This window comes from Streptomyces sp. NPDC046759 (genome assembly GCF_040645475.1).
GTDB lineage: Bacteria > Actinomycetota > Actinomycetes > Streptomycetales > Streptomycetaceae > Streptomyces.
This window is the reverse complement of record NZ_JBEYYJ010000023.1, coordinates 118,593-135,574: the sequence shown is the minus strand read 5'-3', so window position 1 is coordinate 135,574 and position 16,982 is coordinate 118,593. Positions and strand designations below refer to the sequence as shown.

The 16,982-nt window shown below is 72.7% G+C and carries 17 protein-coding genes; 8 read left to right on the top strand and 9 right to left on the bottom strand.

The features are described from left to right. Nucleotides 1–159 precede the first annotated feature (159 nt). Nucleotides 160–903, top strand: coding sequence for a methyltransferase domain-containing protein (locus ABZ919_RS28365; RefSeq protein WP_361253132.1), 744 nt, complete (start codon nt 160–162; stop codon nt 901–903). A 49-nt stretch (nt 904–952) separates the two neighbouring features. Here ABZ919_RS28365 and ABZ919_RS28360 read toward each other — a convergent pair whose 3' ends face one another. Continuing rightward, nucleotides 953–1,342 carry a hypothetical protein gene (locus tag ABZ919_RS28360; RefSeq protein ID WP_361253130.1) on the bottom strand — a complete coding sequence of 130 codons (390 nt, stop codon included), beginning with the start codon at nt 1,340–1,342 and terminating at the stop codon, nt 953–955. Between the two features lie 170 nt (nt 1,343–1,512). Between ABZ919_RS28360 and ABZ919_RS28355 the strand changes: the two genes are divergently transcribed. The 3 genes from ABZ919_RS28355 to ABZ919_RS28345 all read left to right on the top strand — a co-directional run bounded on the left by ABZ919_RS28355 (nt 1,513) and on the right by ABZ919_RS28345 (nt 3,712). Next, entirely contained in the window at nt 1,513–2,178 is a 666-nt protein-coding gene (locus ABZ919_RS28355; RefSeq protein ID WP_361253129.1) for a hemerythrin domain-containing protein, read from the top strand. A 58-nt stretch (nt 2,179–2,236) separates the two neighbouring features. After that, complete coding sequence (locus ABZ919_RS28350; protein ID WP_361253127.1) at nt 2,237–2,926, top strand: haloacid dehalogenase type II; 690 nt, start codon at nt 2,237–2,239, stop codon at nt 2,924–2,926. A 156-nt stretch (nt 2,927–3,082) separates the two neighbouring features. Continuing rightward, nucleotides 3,083–3,712, top strand: a complete 630-nt coding sequence (locus ABZ919_RS28345) for a hypothetical protein (RefSeq protein ID WP_361253125.1) — start codon at nt 3,083–3,085, stop codon at nt 3,710–3,712. Nucleotides 3,713–3,915: 203 nt separating this feature from the next. On the opposite strand, the gene ABZ919_RS28340 is transcribed toward ABZ919_RS28345, so the two are convergent. From ABZ919_RS28340 to ABZ919_RS28330, 3 genes are all read right to left on the bottom strand, one after another. Beyond that, nucleotides 3,916–4,239 carry a helix-turn-helix transcriptional regulator gene (locus tag ABZ919_RS28340; RefSeq protein WP_361253123.1) on the bottom strand — a complete coding sequence of 108 codons (324 nt, stop codon included), beginning with the start codon at nt 4,237–4,239 and terminating at the stop codon, nt 3,916–3,918. A gap of 200 nt (nt 4,240–4,439) precedes the next feature. Then, on the bottom strand, nt 4,440–5,651 hold the full coding sequence (locus ABZ919_RS28335; RefSeq protein WP_361253121.1) for a fused response regulator/phosphatase: 1,212 nt from the start codon (nt 5,649–5,651) through the stop codon (nt 4,440–4,442). Continuing rightward, nucleotides 5,648–7,225, bottom strand: coding sequence for an ATP-binding protein (locus tag ABZ919_RS28330; RefSeq protein WP_361253119.1), 1,578 nt, complete (start codon nt 7,223–7,225; stop codon nt 5,648–5,650). Before ABZ919_RS28330 ends, ABZ919_RS28335 begins: the two co-directional genes overlap by 4 nt. A 172-nt stretch (nt 7,226–7,397) precedes the next feature. On the opposite strand from ABZ919_RS28330, the gene ABZ919_RS28325 reads away from it, so the two are divergent. Next, complete coding sequence (locus tag ABZ919_RS28325; protein ID WP_361253118.1) at nt 7,398–7,712, top strand: hypothetical protein; 315 nt, start codon at nt 7,398–7,400, stop codon at nt 7,710–7,712. Nucleotides 7,713–7,715: 3 nt separating this feature from the next. Beyond that, complete coding sequence (locus tag ABZ919_RS28320) at nt 7,716–8,147, top strand: response regulator (protein WP_361253116.1); 432 nt, start codon at nt 7,716–7,718, stop codon at nt 8,145–8,147. 145 nt (nt 8,148–8,292) lie between these two features. Here the strand turns inward: ABZ919_RS28320 and ABZ919_RS28315 are convergent, their stop codons facing one another. Together ABZ919_RS28315 and ABZ919_RS28310 are read right to left on the bottom strand one after the other, a co-directional pair. Further along, complete coding sequence (locus tag ABZ919_RS28315; protein WP_361253114.1) at nt 8,293–8,658, bottom strand: STAS domain-containing protein; 366 nt, start codon at nt 8,656–8,658, stop codon at nt 8,293–8,295. Between the two features lie 120 nt (nt 8,659–8,778). Continuing rightward, entirely contained in the window at nt 8,779–9,732 is a 954-nt protein-coding gene (locus ABZ919_RS28310) for a sensor histidine kinase (RefSeq protein ID WP_361253112.1), read from the bottom strand. 620 nt (nt 9,733–10,352) lie between these two features. Between ABZ919_RS28310 and ABZ919_RS28305 the strand changes: the two genes are divergently transcribed. Beyond that, nucleotides 10,353–11,132: a DUF1206 domain-containing protein gene (locus ABZ919_RS28305; protein WP_361253111.1), complete on the top strand. Its 780-nt coding sequence runs from the start codon at nt 10,353–10,355 to the stop codon at nt 11,130–11,132. 86 nt (nt 11,133–11,218) lie between these two features. On the opposite strand, the gene ABZ919_RS28300 is transcribed toward ABZ919_RS28305, so the two are convergent. Continuing rightward, complete coding sequence (locus tag ABZ919_RS28300; RefSeq protein ID WP_361253109.1) at nt 11,219–11,632, bottom strand: STAS domain-containing protein; 414 nt, start codon at nt 11,630–11,632, stop codon at nt 11,219–11,221. Between the two features lie 129 nt (nt 11,633–11,761). On the opposite strand from ABZ919_RS28300, the gene ABZ919_RS28295 reads away from it, so the two are divergent. Continuing rightward, a complete protein-coding gene (locus ABZ919_RS28295; protein WP_361253107.1) occupies nt 11,762–12,091 on the top strand; it encodes a helix-turn-helix domain-containing protein in 330 nt (109 codons plus the stop codon). A gap of 63 nt (nt 12,092–12,154) precedes the next feature. Here ABZ919_RS28295 and ABZ919_RS28290 read toward each other — a convergent pair whose 3' ends face one another. After that, nucleotides 12,155–13,024, bottom strand: coding sequence for an NlpC/P60 family protein (locus tag ABZ919_RS28290; protein WP_361253105.1), 870 nt, complete (start codon nt 13,022–13,024; stop codon nt 12,155–12,157). A 162-nt stretch (nt 13,025–13,186) separates the two neighbouring features. Continuing rightward, nucleotides 13,187–16,969 carry a helix-turn-helix domain-containing protein gene (locus tag ABZ919_RS28285; protein WP_361253103.1) on the bottom strand — a complete coding sequence of 1,261 codons (3,783 nt, stop codon included), beginning with the start codon at nt 16,967–16,969 and terminating at the stop codon, nt 13,187–13,189. Nucleotides 16,970–16,982: the final 13 nt, after the last annotated feature.

Here is a 16,982-nt window from a genome sequence, read left to right as displayed (position 1 = left end):
GATCACGGCGCCGGGTGGGGCAGCCGCAACCGAACGACTCCCTGCCAGCCGACGGGCCGTCACCGGCGGATCCGCGGACGACGCCGAACCCGCTGGATGCACGCGGTACATCACGCGATACCGGCGCCGGGCCGGCGTGCGCTTCCCATACTGACCGGCATGGCAACCTACGACGAACTCGGCGCCACGTATGCCCGGACCCGACGGCCTGATCCGCGGATCGCCGCACAGATCGACGCAGCGCTCGGCGACGTCACCGACGTGATCAACGTCGGAGCCGGCACCGGCTCCTACGAACCGCCGCGCACGGTCCTCGCGGTGGAACCGAGCCGGGTCATGATCGCCCAGCGCCCACCCGGATCGGCTCCCGCCGTTCAGGGCGTCGCGGAGCACCTGCCGCTGCGTGACGACGCCACCGACGCCGTGATGGCGCTGCTCACCGTCCACCACTGGACCGGCCTGGCAGCCGGGATCCGCGAACTGCGCCGGGTCGCGCGCCGCCGCGTCGTCGTCCTGACCTGGGACCAGCGGATCTTCCGCGAGCGGTTCTGGCTGGTCCGGGACTACCTCCCGAAGGCAGCCGCCTTCGACGACACCCGCGCCACCCCGGCAGAACGGCTGATCGAGCTGCTCGGCGGAGCGCGCCAGGAGCCCGTGCCGGTCCCCCATGACTGCGTGGACGGATTCGCCGCCGCGTACTGGCGCCGCCCCGGCGCCTACCTCGATCCTCAGGTGCGCGCGGGGATCTCGCTGCTGGCCCAGACCGGCGACGACGCCATCGCCTCCGGCCTGGCCCGGCTCGCGGACGACCTGGCAACCGGCCGCTGGCACGCACGACACGCCGAGCTGCTCACGCGCGACACCATCGACGTCGGCTACCGGCTCCTTGTCGCCGACCTCTGACCCACGGACGTGGTCCCGGGGCCGCGCGCCGAGCACGTGCCCGTGGGAATCACGGCGGCTTCCGGGGCCCGAGGCGTGCGTTGTGCCAGGCGATGGCGCGTCTGATCTCCGGCTCGTGGAGACCGGTCCGGCACGCCAGCTCCACGAGGGTGAGGACGGGCGGGCCGGTGCTCAGTGCACGGGCGATCTTCGCCGCCCAGAGTTCCTCGTCGGCGAACCCGCGGTTGCGGTAGACCTCCTGCATGATCGCGAAGTGGGCCGGTCCACACGCCGTGATGAGCCGCAGGCCGTCGAACCAGCCGTTGTGCGGGTCGGCGGAGGACGAGTCGGGCACATATCCACGCACCGCCTCGCTTTGCGCGAAGGTGGCCGCGCACAGGTCGCACAGCTCCAGCCGGACCACCTGCGCCCGTGCCCTGTTCCTCGTCCACACCTTCATCGTGTCCCGCCTTCGGCCCACCGGACGCTTGGCCTCCTGGTGCAGCCAGGGTTTCCTGCCGCCGGGAAAGGCGCAATCGCGAGCTACGACCTGACGGGCGGGACCGCGCGAGTGAGCGCGGCGGCACCGGGGTACCCAGGAACGCTGGGACACGTGAGGAGGGACGGACCATGGGCACCCTGACCAAGCAAGCAGTGCTGAAGACGGCGACCAGGCCCCTGCTCGCCGGGAAGGCCACGGCCGAGGCCGCGACGACCGCTCCTGCTTGGTCCTGGCGGGCGGTGCGGGCTCTGGGCGGCGAGAACGTCGTCGACGTGCTCACCCGCCAGCACCGGCAGATCAAGCTCGGATTCCTGCGGGCCGCCCTGCCCGGCCCGGGACGCCGCCGCAACTTCGACCGGCTGATGCGCCTGCTCGCCGTCCACGAGGCCGCCGAGGAGGCGCACGTCCACCCCGTGGCGCGCCGTGCCCTGCGACACGGGCGCATGCTGGCCGCGCGCCGCCGCGACGAGGAGAAGCATGCCAAGGAGCTGCTGATCGCGCTGTGGCGTACGGGACCGGACGGTGCCGGCTATCTGCGGCGGCTCAACGAGGTCCGGCGTACGGTCTCGCAGCACGCCGCGCGTGAGGAGCGGGAGGAGTTCGCCGCACTGGGAAAGGCCGTCAGCCCTGCCCGGCTGCGCATGCTGGGCGCCGAGGTCAAGCTCACCCAGGCCTACGCGCCGACCCGGCCGCACCGCTGGGTCAACAACGAGGCCACGAACAAGCTCGCGGCGCCGGTCCTCGGCCCCGTCGACCGGGTGCTGGACGCCTTCCGCCACCGCGACGCCTCCTGACGGGCAGGTGCCACGAGGTGCTCCGCGTTCCCCGCGTACGGTTGGTGCCCGGAGAGACATGACCACGTCCTCAGCTCGACCCTCCGTCCTCGTCTTCGACGTCAACGGGACGCTCAGCGATCTGACGCCGCTGCGGCGCCGGTTCGAGGCCGTCGGGGTCCGGGCCGACGTGATGCCGCTGTGGTTCGCCTCGGTGCTGCGCGACGGTTTTGCCCTCACCGCGGCCGGCGGTTACGCCGACTTCACGGACGTCGCCCGCGACGGCCTGCGCCAACTGCTGACCGCGGAGGGAGTCGGCCGGGACCGTCTGGAGGACGCGATCGGCCACGTGGAGTCCGGTTTCGCGGAGCTCGACGTCCACCCGGATGTCGCCGAGGGGATCCGTGGGCTGCGTGCGGCCGGGTACCGGCTGGTGACGATGACCAACGGCACTGCCGAGCTCACCGGCAGGCTGCTCACCCGGGCGGGCGTACAGGACTGCTTCTCCGCGCTGTTGGACGTGGCCGGTCCGCACCGCTGGAAACCGCACCCGCAGGCCTACCGCTATGCGGCCGAGCGTGCCGGCGTCCGTCCGGCCGAAATGATGCTGGTCGCCACCCATCCGTGGGACGTCGACGGCGCGCGACGGGCAGGGCTTGGCGGAGCCTGGCTGCGCCGCGGCGCGGACCCTGCCTCGTACCCGCGTTCCATGACCGCCCCCACCATGGCCGCGGAGGACACGAGAGACCTCGCCCGCCTGTTCACCTGACGTCGTCGGGACCGGGGCCGACACGGGAGGTACCCGCCACGGGACCCGAGGGCGTCGGGCGGCGGGCCGGTCCCGTCGGTGCTCGGTCGCCGACTCGCGCGCAGTGCGTCCGGCCCTCACGATGAAGGCCAGGACCTCCACCTTCTGGACGGCAGCATGACCCTGAACCGATTCGGCGGCTCCGGCAACGCCCGGCGCCGCGTCACCCTGGCAAGTGCGCTGGGCGGCCTTCTCCTCACGCTGGGGGTGACGGGCTGCGGCTCCGGGAACGGCCAGAGCGCCGCCCTGCCGCAGCGCTCCAGCGCACCCGACACCGCCTCGTTCTCCGGAACACCGCCGTCGGCGCTGGCCTCCTCGGCGTCCGCGGCGATCAGCTCGGCCCGGGCCTCCGCCTCTGCCGCGGCGTCGTCCGCGTCCGCCCGGGCGTCCGAGTTCGAGGCGTCGGTGGACGCCGAGACCGCGCGCAGGAGCGCGGCCGCGCAGAAGGAACTGAAGAACGTCAAGGGCCGGGGCAACGCGCTCTCCGAGGTCGCCATGACGGGGATGCCCAAGGCGCAGACCGGCGGAGTGCTCGCTGCGCTGGTCACCATCACCAACAAGACCGGCAGCACGGCCTCCTACGCCGTGCAGATCGACTTCAAGGACGCGGCCGGGAAGGTGGTCGAGACCCGCTACCTCGGCGCGGAGAAACTGAAGCCCGGCAAGAAGGAACAGTCCATCGCGTTCAGCCACCAGCCCCCGCAGCCGAAGCTGACGCCGTTTCTCGCCAAGGCCCAGCGCTACTGAGCGGCAATCAAACGGCCCCGGACGGCACCCCGCTGCGGGGAGGCGCCGCGAGCCTGGGTGACCCGGTTGAACGCCGGCCCCGGATGCAGCTGACGGCCCGTTTGCGGCCGCACCGGCTCCCGGCTCGCCCTCTCACCCCGCGGCGCCGTACGGTCGGACGGTTCCGGCTCGCTCGTCGGCTGACCGCCGCGTGGCCGACGGGTTCACTGCGAGTACCGGGGCCACCTGGGTACGGCCGATGCGGTGCGGTCGCGGCCGGCTGTGCCGCGGGGGCCGCGCCGCCGGTGTGGGGCCAGAGCGTCGCACGCCCGGGTGGGACCGGCCAGCAGGTCCAGAACATCGATGCCGTAGTGCGCGGCAAGCGCCTCGCAGTCACTCAGGCTCCATGCCGCGCTGCCGGACTGGCGGCGGCTGATCTGCGTCTGGCTCACGCCGAGAGCGGCGGCGAGGTCCGCCTGGGACTCCCCCGTGACCTGCATGAGCGCGGCCGTGGTGGCCCGCACCCGCTCGCCGAGCGTCATCCTCATGCGGGCACCCTAACAAGATCCATGCGCTTGATGCATGAACCGTGGGGGAAGCGCGTGGCGGCCTCTGCAGGGGCATGAACGCCGCCGGGTGCGGTGCGCGGAGGACAGGATGCGCAGGGCACGGCCGCCCGGCTGGGGAAGAGACCAGCACCGGGCGACCAGCGGTGCGTCCGCGCGTCTGCGCGGAGTCCCGCCCGGGTTCAGGGTGCGGTGCGCCAGGCGCCCGCCGTGTGTCCGGGAGTGCTGGTGTCCCAGTCCAGGCGGAGCACGGCGAGGTCGTCGGTGTGCCGGTCGGCGTTGAGGGTGCGGGTCCGGGCGATGAGCTGGTCGAGATGGGCCCCGGGGTCGGGCGTGCGGATGGTGTCGATGATGCGGAGCAGGCCGTCCACGCCGAGGCGTGCGCCGGTGCCGTCGGCGAAACCCTCGATGAGGCCGTCGGTGTAGGCGATGAGCGCGCCGCGGGCGGGCAGCGCGAGCGTGGTGGCGGGCCACTTGCCCAGGCCGGGCGCGATGCCGAGGGCGATGCCGTGGGTCGCGCTGATCTCGCGGGTTCCCTCCGAGGTGGCGAGGAGGGGCGCGTGGTGACCGGCCAGGTGCAGGGTGAGGGTGGCCGCCTCCCGGTCCAGGGTGATGAGCGTGCAGGTGGTGAACAGGTCGCTGACGGCGCGCTCGGCGATGTGGATCTGTTCGAGCAGGTGGAGCAGGTGCTGGTCGCGATGACCGCCGAGCGTCAGGGAGCGCCAGGCGATGCGCAGGCACACGCCCAGGGCAGCGGCGTCGGGGCCGTGTCCGCTGACGTCTCCGATGACGGCGTGGACCTGTCCGTCGTCCGTCTGGACGACGTCGAGGAAGTCACCTCCCAGCAGGGCTTGCGCCCGTCCCGGGAAGTAGCGGCTGGAGGCGGTGACGGCGGTCGACGACAGGAGGGGTTCGGGCAGCAGCCCGCGCTCGAGTCGTGCGTTCTCCTCGGCGCGCAGCCGTCCGATCTGCAGGGCCGCGTTGGCGCGTTCGGCCTGCTTTCGCTGGACGGCGTAGCGGACGGCGCGTTGCATCAGGTCGGGATCGACCTTGCCCTTGACCAGGTAGTCCTGGGCTCCTGCGGCGAGGGCGTCGACCCCCGCGCGGGGTTCGTCCAGTCCGGTCAGGACGATGATGGCCGCAAGGGTGTCCGCCTGGATGGCCTGGACCGTCTCCACGCCGGACGCGTCGGGCAGGTGCAGATCGAGCAGCACGCAGTCGACGGGGCCCACCGCCAGTGCGGTTCGCGCCTCCGCTGCCGAGCGGCAGCGCGTGAGGGTGTGCGCCAGGTCGGTGTCGTGGAGGAGTTCCTCGACGAGCAGGGCGTCTCCGTCGTCGTCCTCGACGAGCAGGATGCGGAACTGGTCCTCGGGGCGCTCCGATGGTCCGGTCACGGCCGCGTCGCTTTCTGGGAGGACACCGGTCGGTCTTCGGCTGCGGGGAGCGTGAGGACGACGCGGGTGCCCGACGAGCAGTCGGGATCGATCCTGATTCTTCCGCCGTGGAACTCCACGACCTTCTTGCACATGGCCAGGCCTATGCCGGTGCCCGGATAGGCGTCCTTGGTGTGCAGTCGCTGGAAGATGGTGAAGACCTTCTCGTGGAACTCGGCGGCGATGCCGATGCCGTTGTCGCCGACCGCGAACTCCCAGGTGTCCTCCTCCCTCACGGCGCTGATGTGGATGCGCGGCGGCCTGTCGGGGCTGCGGAACTTGATCGCGTTCGACAGCAGGTTCTGCCACAGCATGCCCAGTTGGGTCATGTCGCCGAAGACCGTGGGCAGCGGGTCGTGGGTGATCTCGGCGCCGGTCTCCTCGACGGCCACGCTGAGGTCGTCCAGGGCCTGGCTCAGCACCACTTCCAGATCGACGCGCCGGTGGTCGTTGTGCACCCGGCCGACCCGGGAGAAGGCCAGCAGGTCGTTGATGAGGGTCTGCATACGGTTGGCGCCGTCGACGGCGAAGGCGATGTACTGGTCGGCCTTCTCGTCCAGTCGGCCGCCGTAGCGGCGTTGGAGGAGCTGGGTGAAGCTGGACACCTTGCGCAGCGGTTCCTGCAGATCGTGCGAGGCCACGTAGGCGAACTGCTCGAGTTCCGTGTTGGAGCGCTTGAGGTCCCGTGCCTGCTCGTCCAGCAGTCTGCGGGCCTCCTCGGTGAAGTGCAGCTCCTCGACCAGGCGGCGGCGCATCGACTCCACGTCCGCGGCCAGCCGGCGCAGGTCGGCCGGGCCGGTACCCTCGAGGGAGCGGTCGAAACGGCCTTGCGTGACGTCCCGGGTGGCCGTGCCGAGCCGGCTGATCGGGCCGGTGACACCGCGGCGCAGCCCCTCGAAGACGAGCGCCGCCACCAGGACGATGACCCCGCCGATGACCGCGAACATCCAGTCGCGCAGGGCCACTGTGTGCCGCAGTTCACGAGTGGCGGTCCGTCGCTCGCTCTCCAGGTGCGCCTGCTGACGCGTCATCGCACGCCGCAGCGAGTCGAAGTCGGCCTTGCCCTGCGTCGCGCGTTCCGTGGCGAGCCGTACGGCGTTCCCGGGCGAGGCTGCCGAGACGGGCCGGGCTATGTGCTCCTGCCAGGTCCCGGCCAGCCGCTCGACGTCGGCCAGGTCGGCACCGGCTCGTGCGTCGCCCCGCACCAGCGGCCGCAGGTGTTCGAGAGCGGTCCTCTCGCCGGACACGCCCTGCGCGTACGGCTGGAGGAAGTCCGAACGGCCCGACAGCCCGTACCCGCGGATGCCGGTCTCCTGGTTGACCAGGGCCTGCTCCAGCCGCATCGCGTCCATCAGGGCGGGAGAGCGCCTGTCGACCAGGTCCGCCGTCACCTGCGAGGTGCGCCACATGGCCCAGCCGCCCAGCGCCCCCAGGACTGCCAGGACTGCCAGGGTGGTGGCGACCCCGACGCGCAGCCAGCGTCGCGTGGTCCAGCCGGAGAACGCACCCCCGGTCTCGGACGGCTCGGTCTTCATCGCGGTCTGCAACTCTCCCTCTGCGGGCCCCGATCATGGACGGAGCTACGGCAAACACACTGTACCCAGCGTGCGACAACGCATGTTGTCCCCGGTGCGATCAACGCCTTAGTGTGCTTCCATGCCTGGTTCGGTTCCGCCTCCCCACCCGTCCGGAGAAACGATCGCGCTGATGACTCAGGTGGTGGACGAGCTTGCCCGGCATCTGGAACCGGACACCTTCCCATCGCCTGCCGACCACCCCGACACGCTCGACCACGCCCGCCGACGGGCCCTGGTACGGCTGCGGGTCCTCACCGACGTCAAGGAGGCCGTCCGGTATCTGGAGAACCTGGCGGCCCACGCCGCGGCCGCCGGCGGGGCCGGCTACCCCGAGATCGGTCAGGCGATCAGCATGAGCCGCCAGGGAGCCCGGCGCCGCTGGCCCGGCCTGATCACCAGCAGCACACACCACCCGACCCATCGCCCCACACCCCGGAGTTCGTGAATCATGGCTGCCGCCGCAATCCGCCCCTACGACGTGCTGCTGGTCGAGGACGACGTCGCCGACGCGATGCTCATCCAGGACGCCCTCACCGAGCGGGGCACCCGTAACCTCACGCAGGTCCCCGACGGCATCGCCGCCCTGGAATACCTGCGCGACCCGGAAAAGGAACGCCCCGACCTGATCGTGCTCGACCTCAACATGCCGCGCATGAACGGGCGGGAGTTCCTCGCCGTGGTCAAGGAGGACACCGACCTGCGGACCATCCCGGTCGTCGTACTGACCACGTCCGCCGCGCCCGACGACGTCACCGGCGCCTACCACCACCACGCCAATGCCTACGTCACCAAGCCCGTGAACCTGGAGGATTTCGAGGCGGCGGTCCGCAGCATCGACGCCTTCTACCTCGACATCGCCGTCAGGCCCCCGAAGGCGTAGGGGCACGGCCCGCCCTGCGCTTCTCGCCGAAGGAGAGCGAGAAGCGCGAGGCGTGGCGCGGCGGACACGCCGCGCTGCCGCGACGCGAACCGGGTGGGGAGCCCGGGCGTGGAACCGCCAGGCTCCGGGACCCGGCCGACGACGGTCAGGGAGCGGCGGGGCCCGGGCGGGAGGCAGGGCCGTGCTGCTGCCGGATGCCGAACACGGCGTCCAGGCCGGTCACGGCCAGCAGCCGAAGCAGTGTGGGTGCTTTCTGGCCCTCCAGGACGAAGTCCGTCCCCGCATGCGCAGCCGCCTCTGCGGCCTGCAGCAGGGCGCTGAGTCCCGAGCTGTCGCAGAACGACACCGCCGACACGTCCACGATCAGGCACGCCGGCCGCAGATCGAGGCACTCGGCCAGCACGGTGCCCAGTCCCGCGGCTGTGTACAGGTCCAGTTCTCCGAATACGCCTGCCGTGACCACGCGGCCCTCGTGCAGGACGACGGTGGTGATCCCTCCACTTCTGCTCATCCTGCGCCTCCTTCGACCGGCAGAAGGGCGGGTTCGGTGGTGCGGGTGCGCTCTTCCATGGCACTCGACTGCCCCAACGGTCAGCCGTCTCACCCGACTTCACTCTTTCGGGACGAGATGTCAGTCCAGCCGCAGGTGCAGGCGCACGACGAGTCCCGAGGGGAGGGTCCGCGTCTCCACCAGGTCGCAGATCTGGTGGATCATCCACACTCCTCTGCCGCCGGCCGGGGAGAGCGGATCGGGGCGGCGCCGGCCCACAAGGGGATCGGCGATCCGGCCCCGGTCCCGTGTCTCGGCGACCAGCGTGCCGGCCGTACGCCACAGCCGCAGGGTGCCGCGTCCTCCGCCGTGGCGAACGGAGTTGCCGGTGGCCTCGTTGACGGCCAGCAGCCAGTCGGTGCGGCGCCGCGCTGACAGGCCCGCCGCCTCCGCCCAGTCCCCGGCAGCGTCTCGGACCTTTCCGAGGTCCCGCTCACCGAAGTGCAGGACGACCGCGTCCGCGGGTTCGGGCAGTGGGGTGTCGCAGTCCCGGCAGACCGCGAGCGGGTCCGCGTACGCCGGGCTGTGCCGGTGGAGTCCGGGACCGACGATGAACGGATGTGTCCGGTGCGCCTGCGCCAGGGTGTGCTCGGGCAGGGCGGTGTCGTAGGGACACAGGATCGTGGCCCGCCGGCCGGCGAAAGCCAGGTTGATCAGTGCCTCGTGGCGCGTGGCCTCCCGCGCCTCGGCCGGGGTGCGCCCCACCCAGATCGGCTCACCGACTATGGAAGGGTCCCGGTCCGCATGCCGGTCGGCGAAGTCCTGGAGCATGGAAAGGATGCGCCCCGGGTTCCGCCCGGCCTGCCGCATGTCGGTCCAGAGGACGTCGTCGCAGCCGGTGCCCAGGACGTCCCGGAGCAGGCTCAGGCGTTCGCCGGGTACGGCGACCAGCAGGGGGCGGCCACGGTGTGCCTCCGTGCGGACGAAGTCCCCGACGCCCTTCAGGTAGTCCTCTTCCGTGGAGTAGAACACGGCGGGGTGGTGGAAGGCCCGGTCCCGGCCGGGCTCGGACCCCGGCTCCTGATACGGGGTCACCGCCGCTCCACCTCCCCGCGCCCGCCCATCTCACGGCCGGCCCTCGGGGGCGCGAGCGGTCCGGGCGGGACAGTGTCGGCCGCGCCGGTGCCCCGGCCGGCGCGCGTGCCGGTCACAGGATCGGGGCCGGTGGTGTCCGCGTCGCAGTGCACGTGCTCGTCCGGGCCGATTCCGGCTCGGACGCAGGTGACGCAGCGGCATATCCGTCCGGCGGGACGGCAGGCACATGTCATCGGGCGGCAGGGGAACCTGACGGAACGGCAGGGGCATCCCGCGTCGGTGGACGACACTGCTGCGGCATGCCGGCCCACGGCGGATTCGCCGCTCGTGCACGGGGCCGTGCCGTGCATCGGACCTCCCTGCCCTCCCCGGTGCGACCGCCTCCGGTCCACCACGCGGACCGGCCAGGTTACCGCAGGGTTGCCGGAGACGGGCACCGGCAGCGCCGGTGCGGCACGCAACCGTTCGATTGTGGCGGCCCCGTGACGGACCCGCCGCCGAAAGGTGCCGCGTCGGTGAGGTGTCGCCGGCGGCCCGCGGGGCATCGGCGATGTATGGATGCACAGTCATGGACACTGGGACGGCGCGGTCGGGTGCGCCGTGCGGCCGACGGTACGGCGATGACCGTGGCCGCCCGTGGCGGCTTCGCCGCCCGTGGACTGCTCTACGTCCTCGTGGGCGTCATCTCCCTCCAGATCGCTCTCGGCGACGACGGAGGCCGCCGGCAGGCCGACCGCGGCGGTGCACTCGAGGAACTGGCCGGCAGACCCTTCGGGGCGGCCCTGCTGTGGATCGTGGGTGCCGGGCTCGCAGGCATGGCACTGTGGCAGCTGTCGGAGGCGGTGCTGGGCGGAGCGGGACCCGACGGTGGCAAACCGTCGAAGCGGGCCGCAGCTGCCGGTCGCTGCGTCTTCTACGCCTTCGCGTCCTTCTCGGTGCTGTCCTACGCGGCCGGGCACCGGGGCAGCGGCAGCGGCGCCTCCGACCGCCGCACGGTGGATGTCACCGGCATGGCGCTGAGGTGGCCGGGCGGTCAGTGGCTCGTGGGTGTCGCCGGTGCCGCTGTGGTGGCCGGCGGTCTGTGGATCTCGGTCCGGGCCATGAGGAAGAGGTTCCGGAAGGACCTGCGGACCGGCGCCATGTCGCGCAGGGCCCGGCAGCTGACGGACTTCCTCGGCGTGGTCGGCGGTACGGCTCGCGGTGCCGTCTTCGCCGCGGCCGGGGCGTTCGCCGTCGTCGCGGCCGTCCGGCATCGGCCCGGCGAGGCCAAGGGCATGGACGACACGCTGCGTTCCTTCCGCGATCTGCCGGCCGGTCCATGGCTGCTGGCGCTGATCGCCCTCGGCCTGGCCGCGTTCGGCGCGTTCTCGTGGTGCAGCGCGCGCTGGCGCAGGCTGTGATCCAGAAGGCCGCGGACACCCCGGGGATCGGGCGGGCATGGGCGGGGGCGTCGAGAACCGTCTCGTCCGCCCACCCGCCACGGCGACTATGCGACGTCGTGCGCGAGCCCCCTCACCCCGTCGTCCGTCTCCGGCCCGAGGGAGCCCGCGCCGGACCGGCTCACCGCCTCCTCGACCGTCGCCCGTACGTCCAGGACGGTGTCGGTCCCCGTCAGTTCCAGCAGGCGCCGGACCTGCAGCGGTGGCGCCGCCACGCGCAGGCCGGTCGCATGGTGGGTGCGGATCAGCAGGTTCAGGAAGGTGGAGTCCGCGAACACCACGCGGGAGGCGTCCAGGACCACCGTCCGGTACTTCCTGGCCGCCGCGTCCAGCGCCGTCGCCAGCGGTGCGATCGAATCCAGGTCGTAGGAGCCGCATGCGACGACGACCCAGACCCCGTGCCGTTCGTACTGAAGCACCGCCGCCTGTGACGGATCGCGCTCAGTCCCCCGGTCAGACATGACTGCCTCGTCCCACGACACGGTCAGACTCCTCCTGCGGGTCGCCCCTCATCGAACTACGTCAACTATTACACGAAAGATATGTCACGTATAGAAGTTCCGGCAACCGCTCCGCTTAAAATGCGGTGCATGGCCGAAGTCACCGAACCTCACTCCGGATGGACGTTCATCACCAATCACGCGCGCGTACTGGCGGCCATCGCCGACAACCCGAATGTCCGGATCCGCGACATCGCCGCCCACTGCCGCCTCACGGAGCGCGCCGTCCAGCGGATCATCGCCGATCTCGAGCAGGACGGTTACCTCTCTCACACGCGCGACGGGCGCACCAACACCTACCGCATCGAGCCGGACAAGGTGCTGCGCCATCCGGCCGAGGCCGGCCTCTCCGTCGCCTCCCTGCTCTCCTTGCTCGTGAAGGACGAGACCGCCCGCGTCAAGAAACCGGTCACGCACTGATCGAGGGTGTGAGCGCGGTGCGGCCCCCGGCACGCGGGGACCGCAGCCGCGGGGCCGCGCCGGTCAGCCGGTGCAGGTCGGCACGCCGTCCAGCCAGGCCGGGCCCTGGATGTAGATATTGGTGACCCAGGCGTGGTAGTCGGGCAGGTACGACCAGGCGTCGTTGGTGTAGCCGTCGGCGGTGACGACCTCCGCGTGCTTCTGGCAGGCGACCCGGACGGTCCTCGGGCCGGGGAAGGCGTAGACGCGGGCGGCGGCGGTGGAGGGCTGGGCCTTGGTCCAGACGCCGGTGCCCCAGGTGCGGAAGACGGGCCCCTCGACGCTTCCCGTGTCGACGCGGACGGCGCCGAAGTAGTCGCCGCCCAGGCGGACGTCACTGACCATCAGTTTGGTGCCGGACTGGCGGGCCTCCACCATCTTGCCGGCGCCGAGGTAGATGGCGATGTGGTGCAGGTCCGCCGAGGTGCCGTAGGCGAGCAGGTCGCCGGGGAGCAACGGGGCGAGGCCCTGGGCCGCGGTGAACCGGTCGGCTGTGCGGTAGGTGTAGTACTGGTCGCTCGCGTCCCCGTTGAGCATGTCGGCGCCGGTCGCCTGGGCGTAGGCGTAGCGGACGAGGCCTGAGCAGTCGAAGCCGAGGCGGTTGGGGTCGTCGTCGCTGGCCGGGTCGGTGGGGTCCTTCTTCCCGTAGGTGGCACCGGGCTGGTCTCCGTGACCGCCGTCCCAGGTGTACCAGACACCCGCCGCGACCTGGGCGCAGGCGGCGTCGATGGCCCGTTCGGCCGCCGCCGGGGCGCCGGGAGCCAGGACGCCGCAGCCGCCGTCCGCCGCCTTCGCCGGCCGGACGAACCGGTCGGCGGCGGTCGCCGCCGGAGTGAGGAAGAGAACGGTCAGCAGGGCGATGAGCGTGCCGATGGCACCGCTTCTCCGGAGCATGCGGGAACCCCCGTTTCCTGATGTGGTCGGTTGCTGGAGGGCGCAAGTGGTTGCGGTCGCCAGCCTGTCCGGTGGGGTGGTGCCGGTCCAGGGTGCCGTACGGGCCTGACCGAAAGGGCAACGGGCAACCTTGGGGAAACCCCTGCCGAGCAGGGCTGTTGCTCAGTGCTGCACGCACGCCGACGCGCGGGGCACGGGCTCCCCCGGCAGCAGGGCACGGCGCGTCGCCGGCTCCATGTCCCGCTCCAGGCGGCAGATCCGCGCCAGCCTGGCCCCGGGGTCCAGGCTCCACAGCCGTACCGTGCCGTCGTTGCTGCTGCTCGCCACCGTCCGCCCGTCGGGCGCGAAGGCCACCCCCCAGACGGCGTTGGCGTGTCCGGTGAGGGTGGCCCAGGGCCGCCGTGCGCGCACGTCCCACAGGCGCACGGTACGGTCGTTTCCGCTGCTGGCGAGGAGGCGCCCGTCCGGTGAGAACGCCAGGCCGCGGACGGAGCCGGTATGGCCGGTCAGCGACACGAGGAGCCGTCGCCGTGCCACGTCCCACAGGCGTACGGTGCCGTCGTTGCCGCAGCTGGCCAGCGTGCGGCCGTCGGGGCCGAAGGCGACGCCCCGGACCGCGCCGGTGTGGCCGGTGAGCGTGGCCAGCGAGCGGTGCGTGCGCACGTCCCACAGACGCACCGTCAGGTCGTCGCCCGCGCTGGCCAGCGTGCGCCCGTCCGGGCTGAAGGCGACGTCGTTGACGTAGTCGGTGTGGCCGTGGAGGACCGCGAGCTGACGGCGGCCGGCCACGTCCCAGAGGCGGACGGTGCCGTCGGCGCTCGCGGAGGCGAGGGTGCGGCCGTCCGGCGCGAACGTCACCGCGAAGACCGCTCCGCTGTGGCCGTTCAGCGCGGCGATCGGGCGGCGGCGCGCAACCGCCCAGAGAACGACCGTGCCGTCGGAGCCGGCCGAGGCGAGGGTGCGGCCGTCCGGCGCGAACGCCACGGTGGTGACGCTCTCCTGATGCCCGGTCAGGCTCGCGGGTGCGCCGCGCCGGGCCGGGTTCCACAGGCGCACGGTGTGGTCGGCGTCGGCGGTGGCCAGCAGGCGCCCGTCCGGGCTGTAGGTGACGGTGGACACCTCCGTGAAGGGGCGTGCGGCGAGTGTCCGGCCGCGCAGGTCCCACAGGACGACCGACTGGTCGAATCCGCCGGTGGCGAGCCGTGTGCCGGTGGCGTCGACCGCCACCGACATCACGTAGTCGGTGTGTCCCGTCAGGGTGGTGACGAGGCGTCCGCTGCGGACGTCCCAGAGCCTGGTCGTGCCGTCCCCGCTCGCGCTGACCACGGTGGTGCCGTCGGGCGTGTAGGCGACGGCGTTGACGTCGTCGCTGTGTCCGGTGAGCGTCGCCGCGACCCTGCGGGCGCCGACGTCCCACAGTCGTACCGTGCGGTCCACTCCCCCGCTGGCGAGGCTGTGGCCGTCGGGGGCGAAGGCCAGGCCGAGCACTTCGTCGGTGTGACCGTGCAGGACGGCCACCGGCTCGTCCAGGACGGGGTTCCACAGCCGTACGGTCCGGTCCGTGCCGGCCGAGGCCAGCATCCGGCCGTCCGGGGCGAACGCGAGCGCGTCGACCCTGCCGCGGTGGCCGGTGAGGCGGGCGGCCTGCCGGGGAGCCCCACCGGTGTCCCAGAGCTGGACGGCGCCGCCGACGGCGACGGCGAGCGTGTGGCCGCGCGGGGCGAAGGCGACGGCGCGGGCCCCGCGCGTGTCGGCCGGCAGGGCGACGGCGCGGGCGGGGGTGCCCGGGGTCCACAGCCGTACCGGCCCGTCGGACGCCGTGACGGCGAGGGTACGGCCGTCGGGGCTGAAGGCGATCGAGCGGATCCGCCCGGGAACGGTGAGGGTCGCGGTCGTCCGGTGGTCCGAGAGGCGCCGCAGGCGCACCGTGCCGTCCGAGCTGCCGGTCGCGAGCAGCCTGCCGCCGGGGGCGAAGGCGACCGTGTTGACCGGGCCGCGGTGTCCTGCGAGGCGGGCCGCGAAGGGCTCGGCCTGCGTGCTCAGCAGGGCTCCGCGGGCCGCGGCGGTCGGGGACGCTCGGTAGGCGGCCGCGGCGAGCAGCATGGAGGCCTCCGGGCGGCCGCCGGCCAGCGAGGTGGACTGGACGGCGAGGGCCTGCGAGCGGGCGAGGCGCTCCTGGTCGAGTGCGTCGGTCCGCTGCCGGTAGGCGAGGCCGCCCGCCGCCAGCGCACAGCCGAGCAGCACCACGAGGGTGGCCACCATCGCCTGCCGCAGCCGCACCTGACGGCGCGCCTGGTGCCGGCGGGCCTCCTCCTCGGCCTGGCTGGCCCGCAGGAACGCCTCCTCCACGGTGCCCAGCGGGCCGGGCCCGTCGAGTTCCTCGGCCCAGGCACGCACGGTCTCCAGACGTGTGCCGCGGTACAGCGCCGACGGATCGCGGCCCTCGCGTTCCCATGCGGCCGCGGCGTGGGCGAGTTGCTGGCCGGTGAGCAGACCGGCACGGTCGGCGTCGATCCACGCCCTCAGCCGGGGCCAGCTGTGCAGCAGGGCCTCGTGGGTGATCTCGACGCCGTCGCTGTCGACGGTGATGAGCCGTGCGCGGACGAAGACGTCGAGCGCGGTCCGGGCGCCTTCTGTGTCGGCCGACTGCGACATGAGCGCGGTGCGGCCGACCCGGCGCCGGGTGGCCCCGGCGCCGTCGGACACCTGCACCAGCCGGGACAGAATGCGCCGGATCGTCTTCTGCTCGGCGGGATGGAGCTGGGCGAACGCGTCCTCGGCGGTGCGTGCCACGGCTCCCCGGATGCCGCCGGTGCGCTCGTAGCCGGCGACGGTCAGCGTGCCCGCCTCCCGGTGGCGCCAGGTGGCGAGCAGCGCGTGCGACACCAGGGGGAGCGCGCCGGGGGGAAGGTCCTCGGTGGCGGGTCCGCCGGTCAGCCCGGCGTCCCGCAACAGCAGCGGCACGAGGCCCGGTTCGAGGGTGGCGCCGGCGAGTTCCGCCGGTCGGGTGATGGACTCGCACAGCTCCGCCGTGGTCATCGGTGGCAGCACGAAGAGGCCGGCGGTGAAGACGGGCGCGAATTCCGGCAGATCGAGACAGCGGCCGGCGAAGTCGGCGCGCACGCCGAGGACGACCACCGCCGGATCGTACGCCGGTGAGGGCGGTGGAGCGGCCAGTGTGCACAGCACCCGGGCGAAGGCGCGTCGTTCGGCGTCGTCCGGGCAGAGCGTGAACAGCTCCTCGAACTGGTCGACGAGCAGGACGAGCCGGGGCGGCGGCGGTGGCCGGTGTCCGGCCGGGGCGGCGTCCGCGCGGGCCCGGACGGCGGTGAGCAGGGCTTCGGGGTGGTCGGTGAGCCGGCCGGCGGTGAAGTCCAGATCCTCGCCGAGGGTCTTGGCGGTGCGGTCGAGGAGTTCGTCCAGCGGCCGGACCGTGGGTGTCAGGGTGACCACCGGCCAGCGTTCGGCGCCGGCCATGGGGAAACCGCCCGGCCGCTGCAGTGCGGGTACCAGTCCGGCGTTGAGCAGGGACGACTTGCCCGCGCCCGAGGGAGCGACGAGCAGCAGGGGCCCCTCCCCCACTCTGTCGAACACCCGCTCCACGAGCGCGGCCGTAGCCCGCTCACGGCCGAAGAACCGGCCGGCGTCCTGCGCGGTGAACGCGGACAGTCCCGGGTAGGGGCAGGCGGGTTCGCCGACATCGTTGCCGTCGTCCCGTTCCGCCGCGCGCGGCGGTCCCACGACCAGGCGCAGTAATTCCCCGTTCGCGCCGAGGATCTGGTCGCAGCGGCGGGCGACATCGACGGTGGCGCGTTTCGCACCCGTCTCGATCTTGCTCAGGTAGCCCTTGCTGTAGTGGGTCTGTCGGGCCAGGTCGGCGAGCGACAGGCCGCGCTGTTGTCTGCGTCGTCGTAGCTGAGCGGGGAAGGACGGTGTGGTCGGCACCGTCGGTTCCGGG

Coding starts and splice junctions, on each gene's coding strand:
- ABZ919_RS28365 (WP_361253132.1), top strand. CDS start 160: ATGGCAACCTACGACGAACTCGGCGCCACGTATGCCCGGACCCGACGG.
- ABZ919_RS28360 (WP_361253130.1), bottom strand. CDS start 1,342: ATGAAGGTGTGGACGAGGAACAGGGCACGGGCGCAGGTGGTCCGGCTG.
- ABZ919_RS28355 (WP_361253129.1), top strand. CDS start 1,513: ATGGGCACCCTGACCAAGCAAGCAGTGCTGAAGACGGCGACCAGGCCC.
- ABZ919_RS28350 (WP_361253127.1), top strand. CDS start 2,237: ATGACCACGTCCTCAGCTCGACCCTCCGTCCTCGTCTTCGACGTCAAC.
- ABZ919_RS28345 (WP_361253125.1), top strand. CDS start 3,083: ATGACCCTGAACCGATTCGGCGGCTCCGGCAACGCCCGGCGCCGCGTC.
- ABZ919_RS28340 (WP_361253123.1), bottom strand. CDS start 4,239: ATGAGGATGACGCTCGGCGAGCGGGTGCGGGCCACCACGGCCGCGCTC.
- ABZ919_RS28330 (WP_361253119.1), bottom strand. CDS start 7,225: ATGAAGACCGAGCCGTCCGAGACCGGGGGTGCGTTCTCCGGCTGGACC.
- ABZ919_RS28325 (WP_361253118.1), top strand. CDS start 7,398: ATGACTCAGGTGGTGGACGAGCTTGCCCGGCATCTGGAACCGGACACC.
- ABZ919_RS28320 (WP_361253116.1), top strand. CDS start 7,716: ATGGCTGCCGCCGCAATCCGCCCCTACGACGTGCTGCTGGTCGAGGAC.
- ABZ919_RS28315 (WP_361253114.1), bottom strand. CDS start 8,658: ATGAGCAGAAGTGGAGGGATCACCACCGTCGTCCTGCACGAGGGCCGC.
- ABZ919_RS28305 (WP_361253111.1), top strand. CDS start 10,353: ATGACCGTGGCCGCCCGTGGCGGCTTCGCCGCCCGTGGACTGCTCTAC.
- ABZ919_RS28300 (WP_361253109.1), bottom strand. CDS start 11,632: ATGTCTGACCGGGGGACTGAGCGCGATCCGTCACAGGCGGCGGTGCTT.
- ABZ919_RS28295 (WP_361253107.1), top strand. CDS start 11,762: ATGGCCGAAGTCACCGAACCTCACTCCGGATGGACGTTCATCACCAAT.
- ABZ919_RS28290 (WP_361253105.1), bottom strand. CDS start 13,024: ATGCTCCGGAGAAGCGGTGCCATCGGCACGCTCATCGCCCTGCTGACC.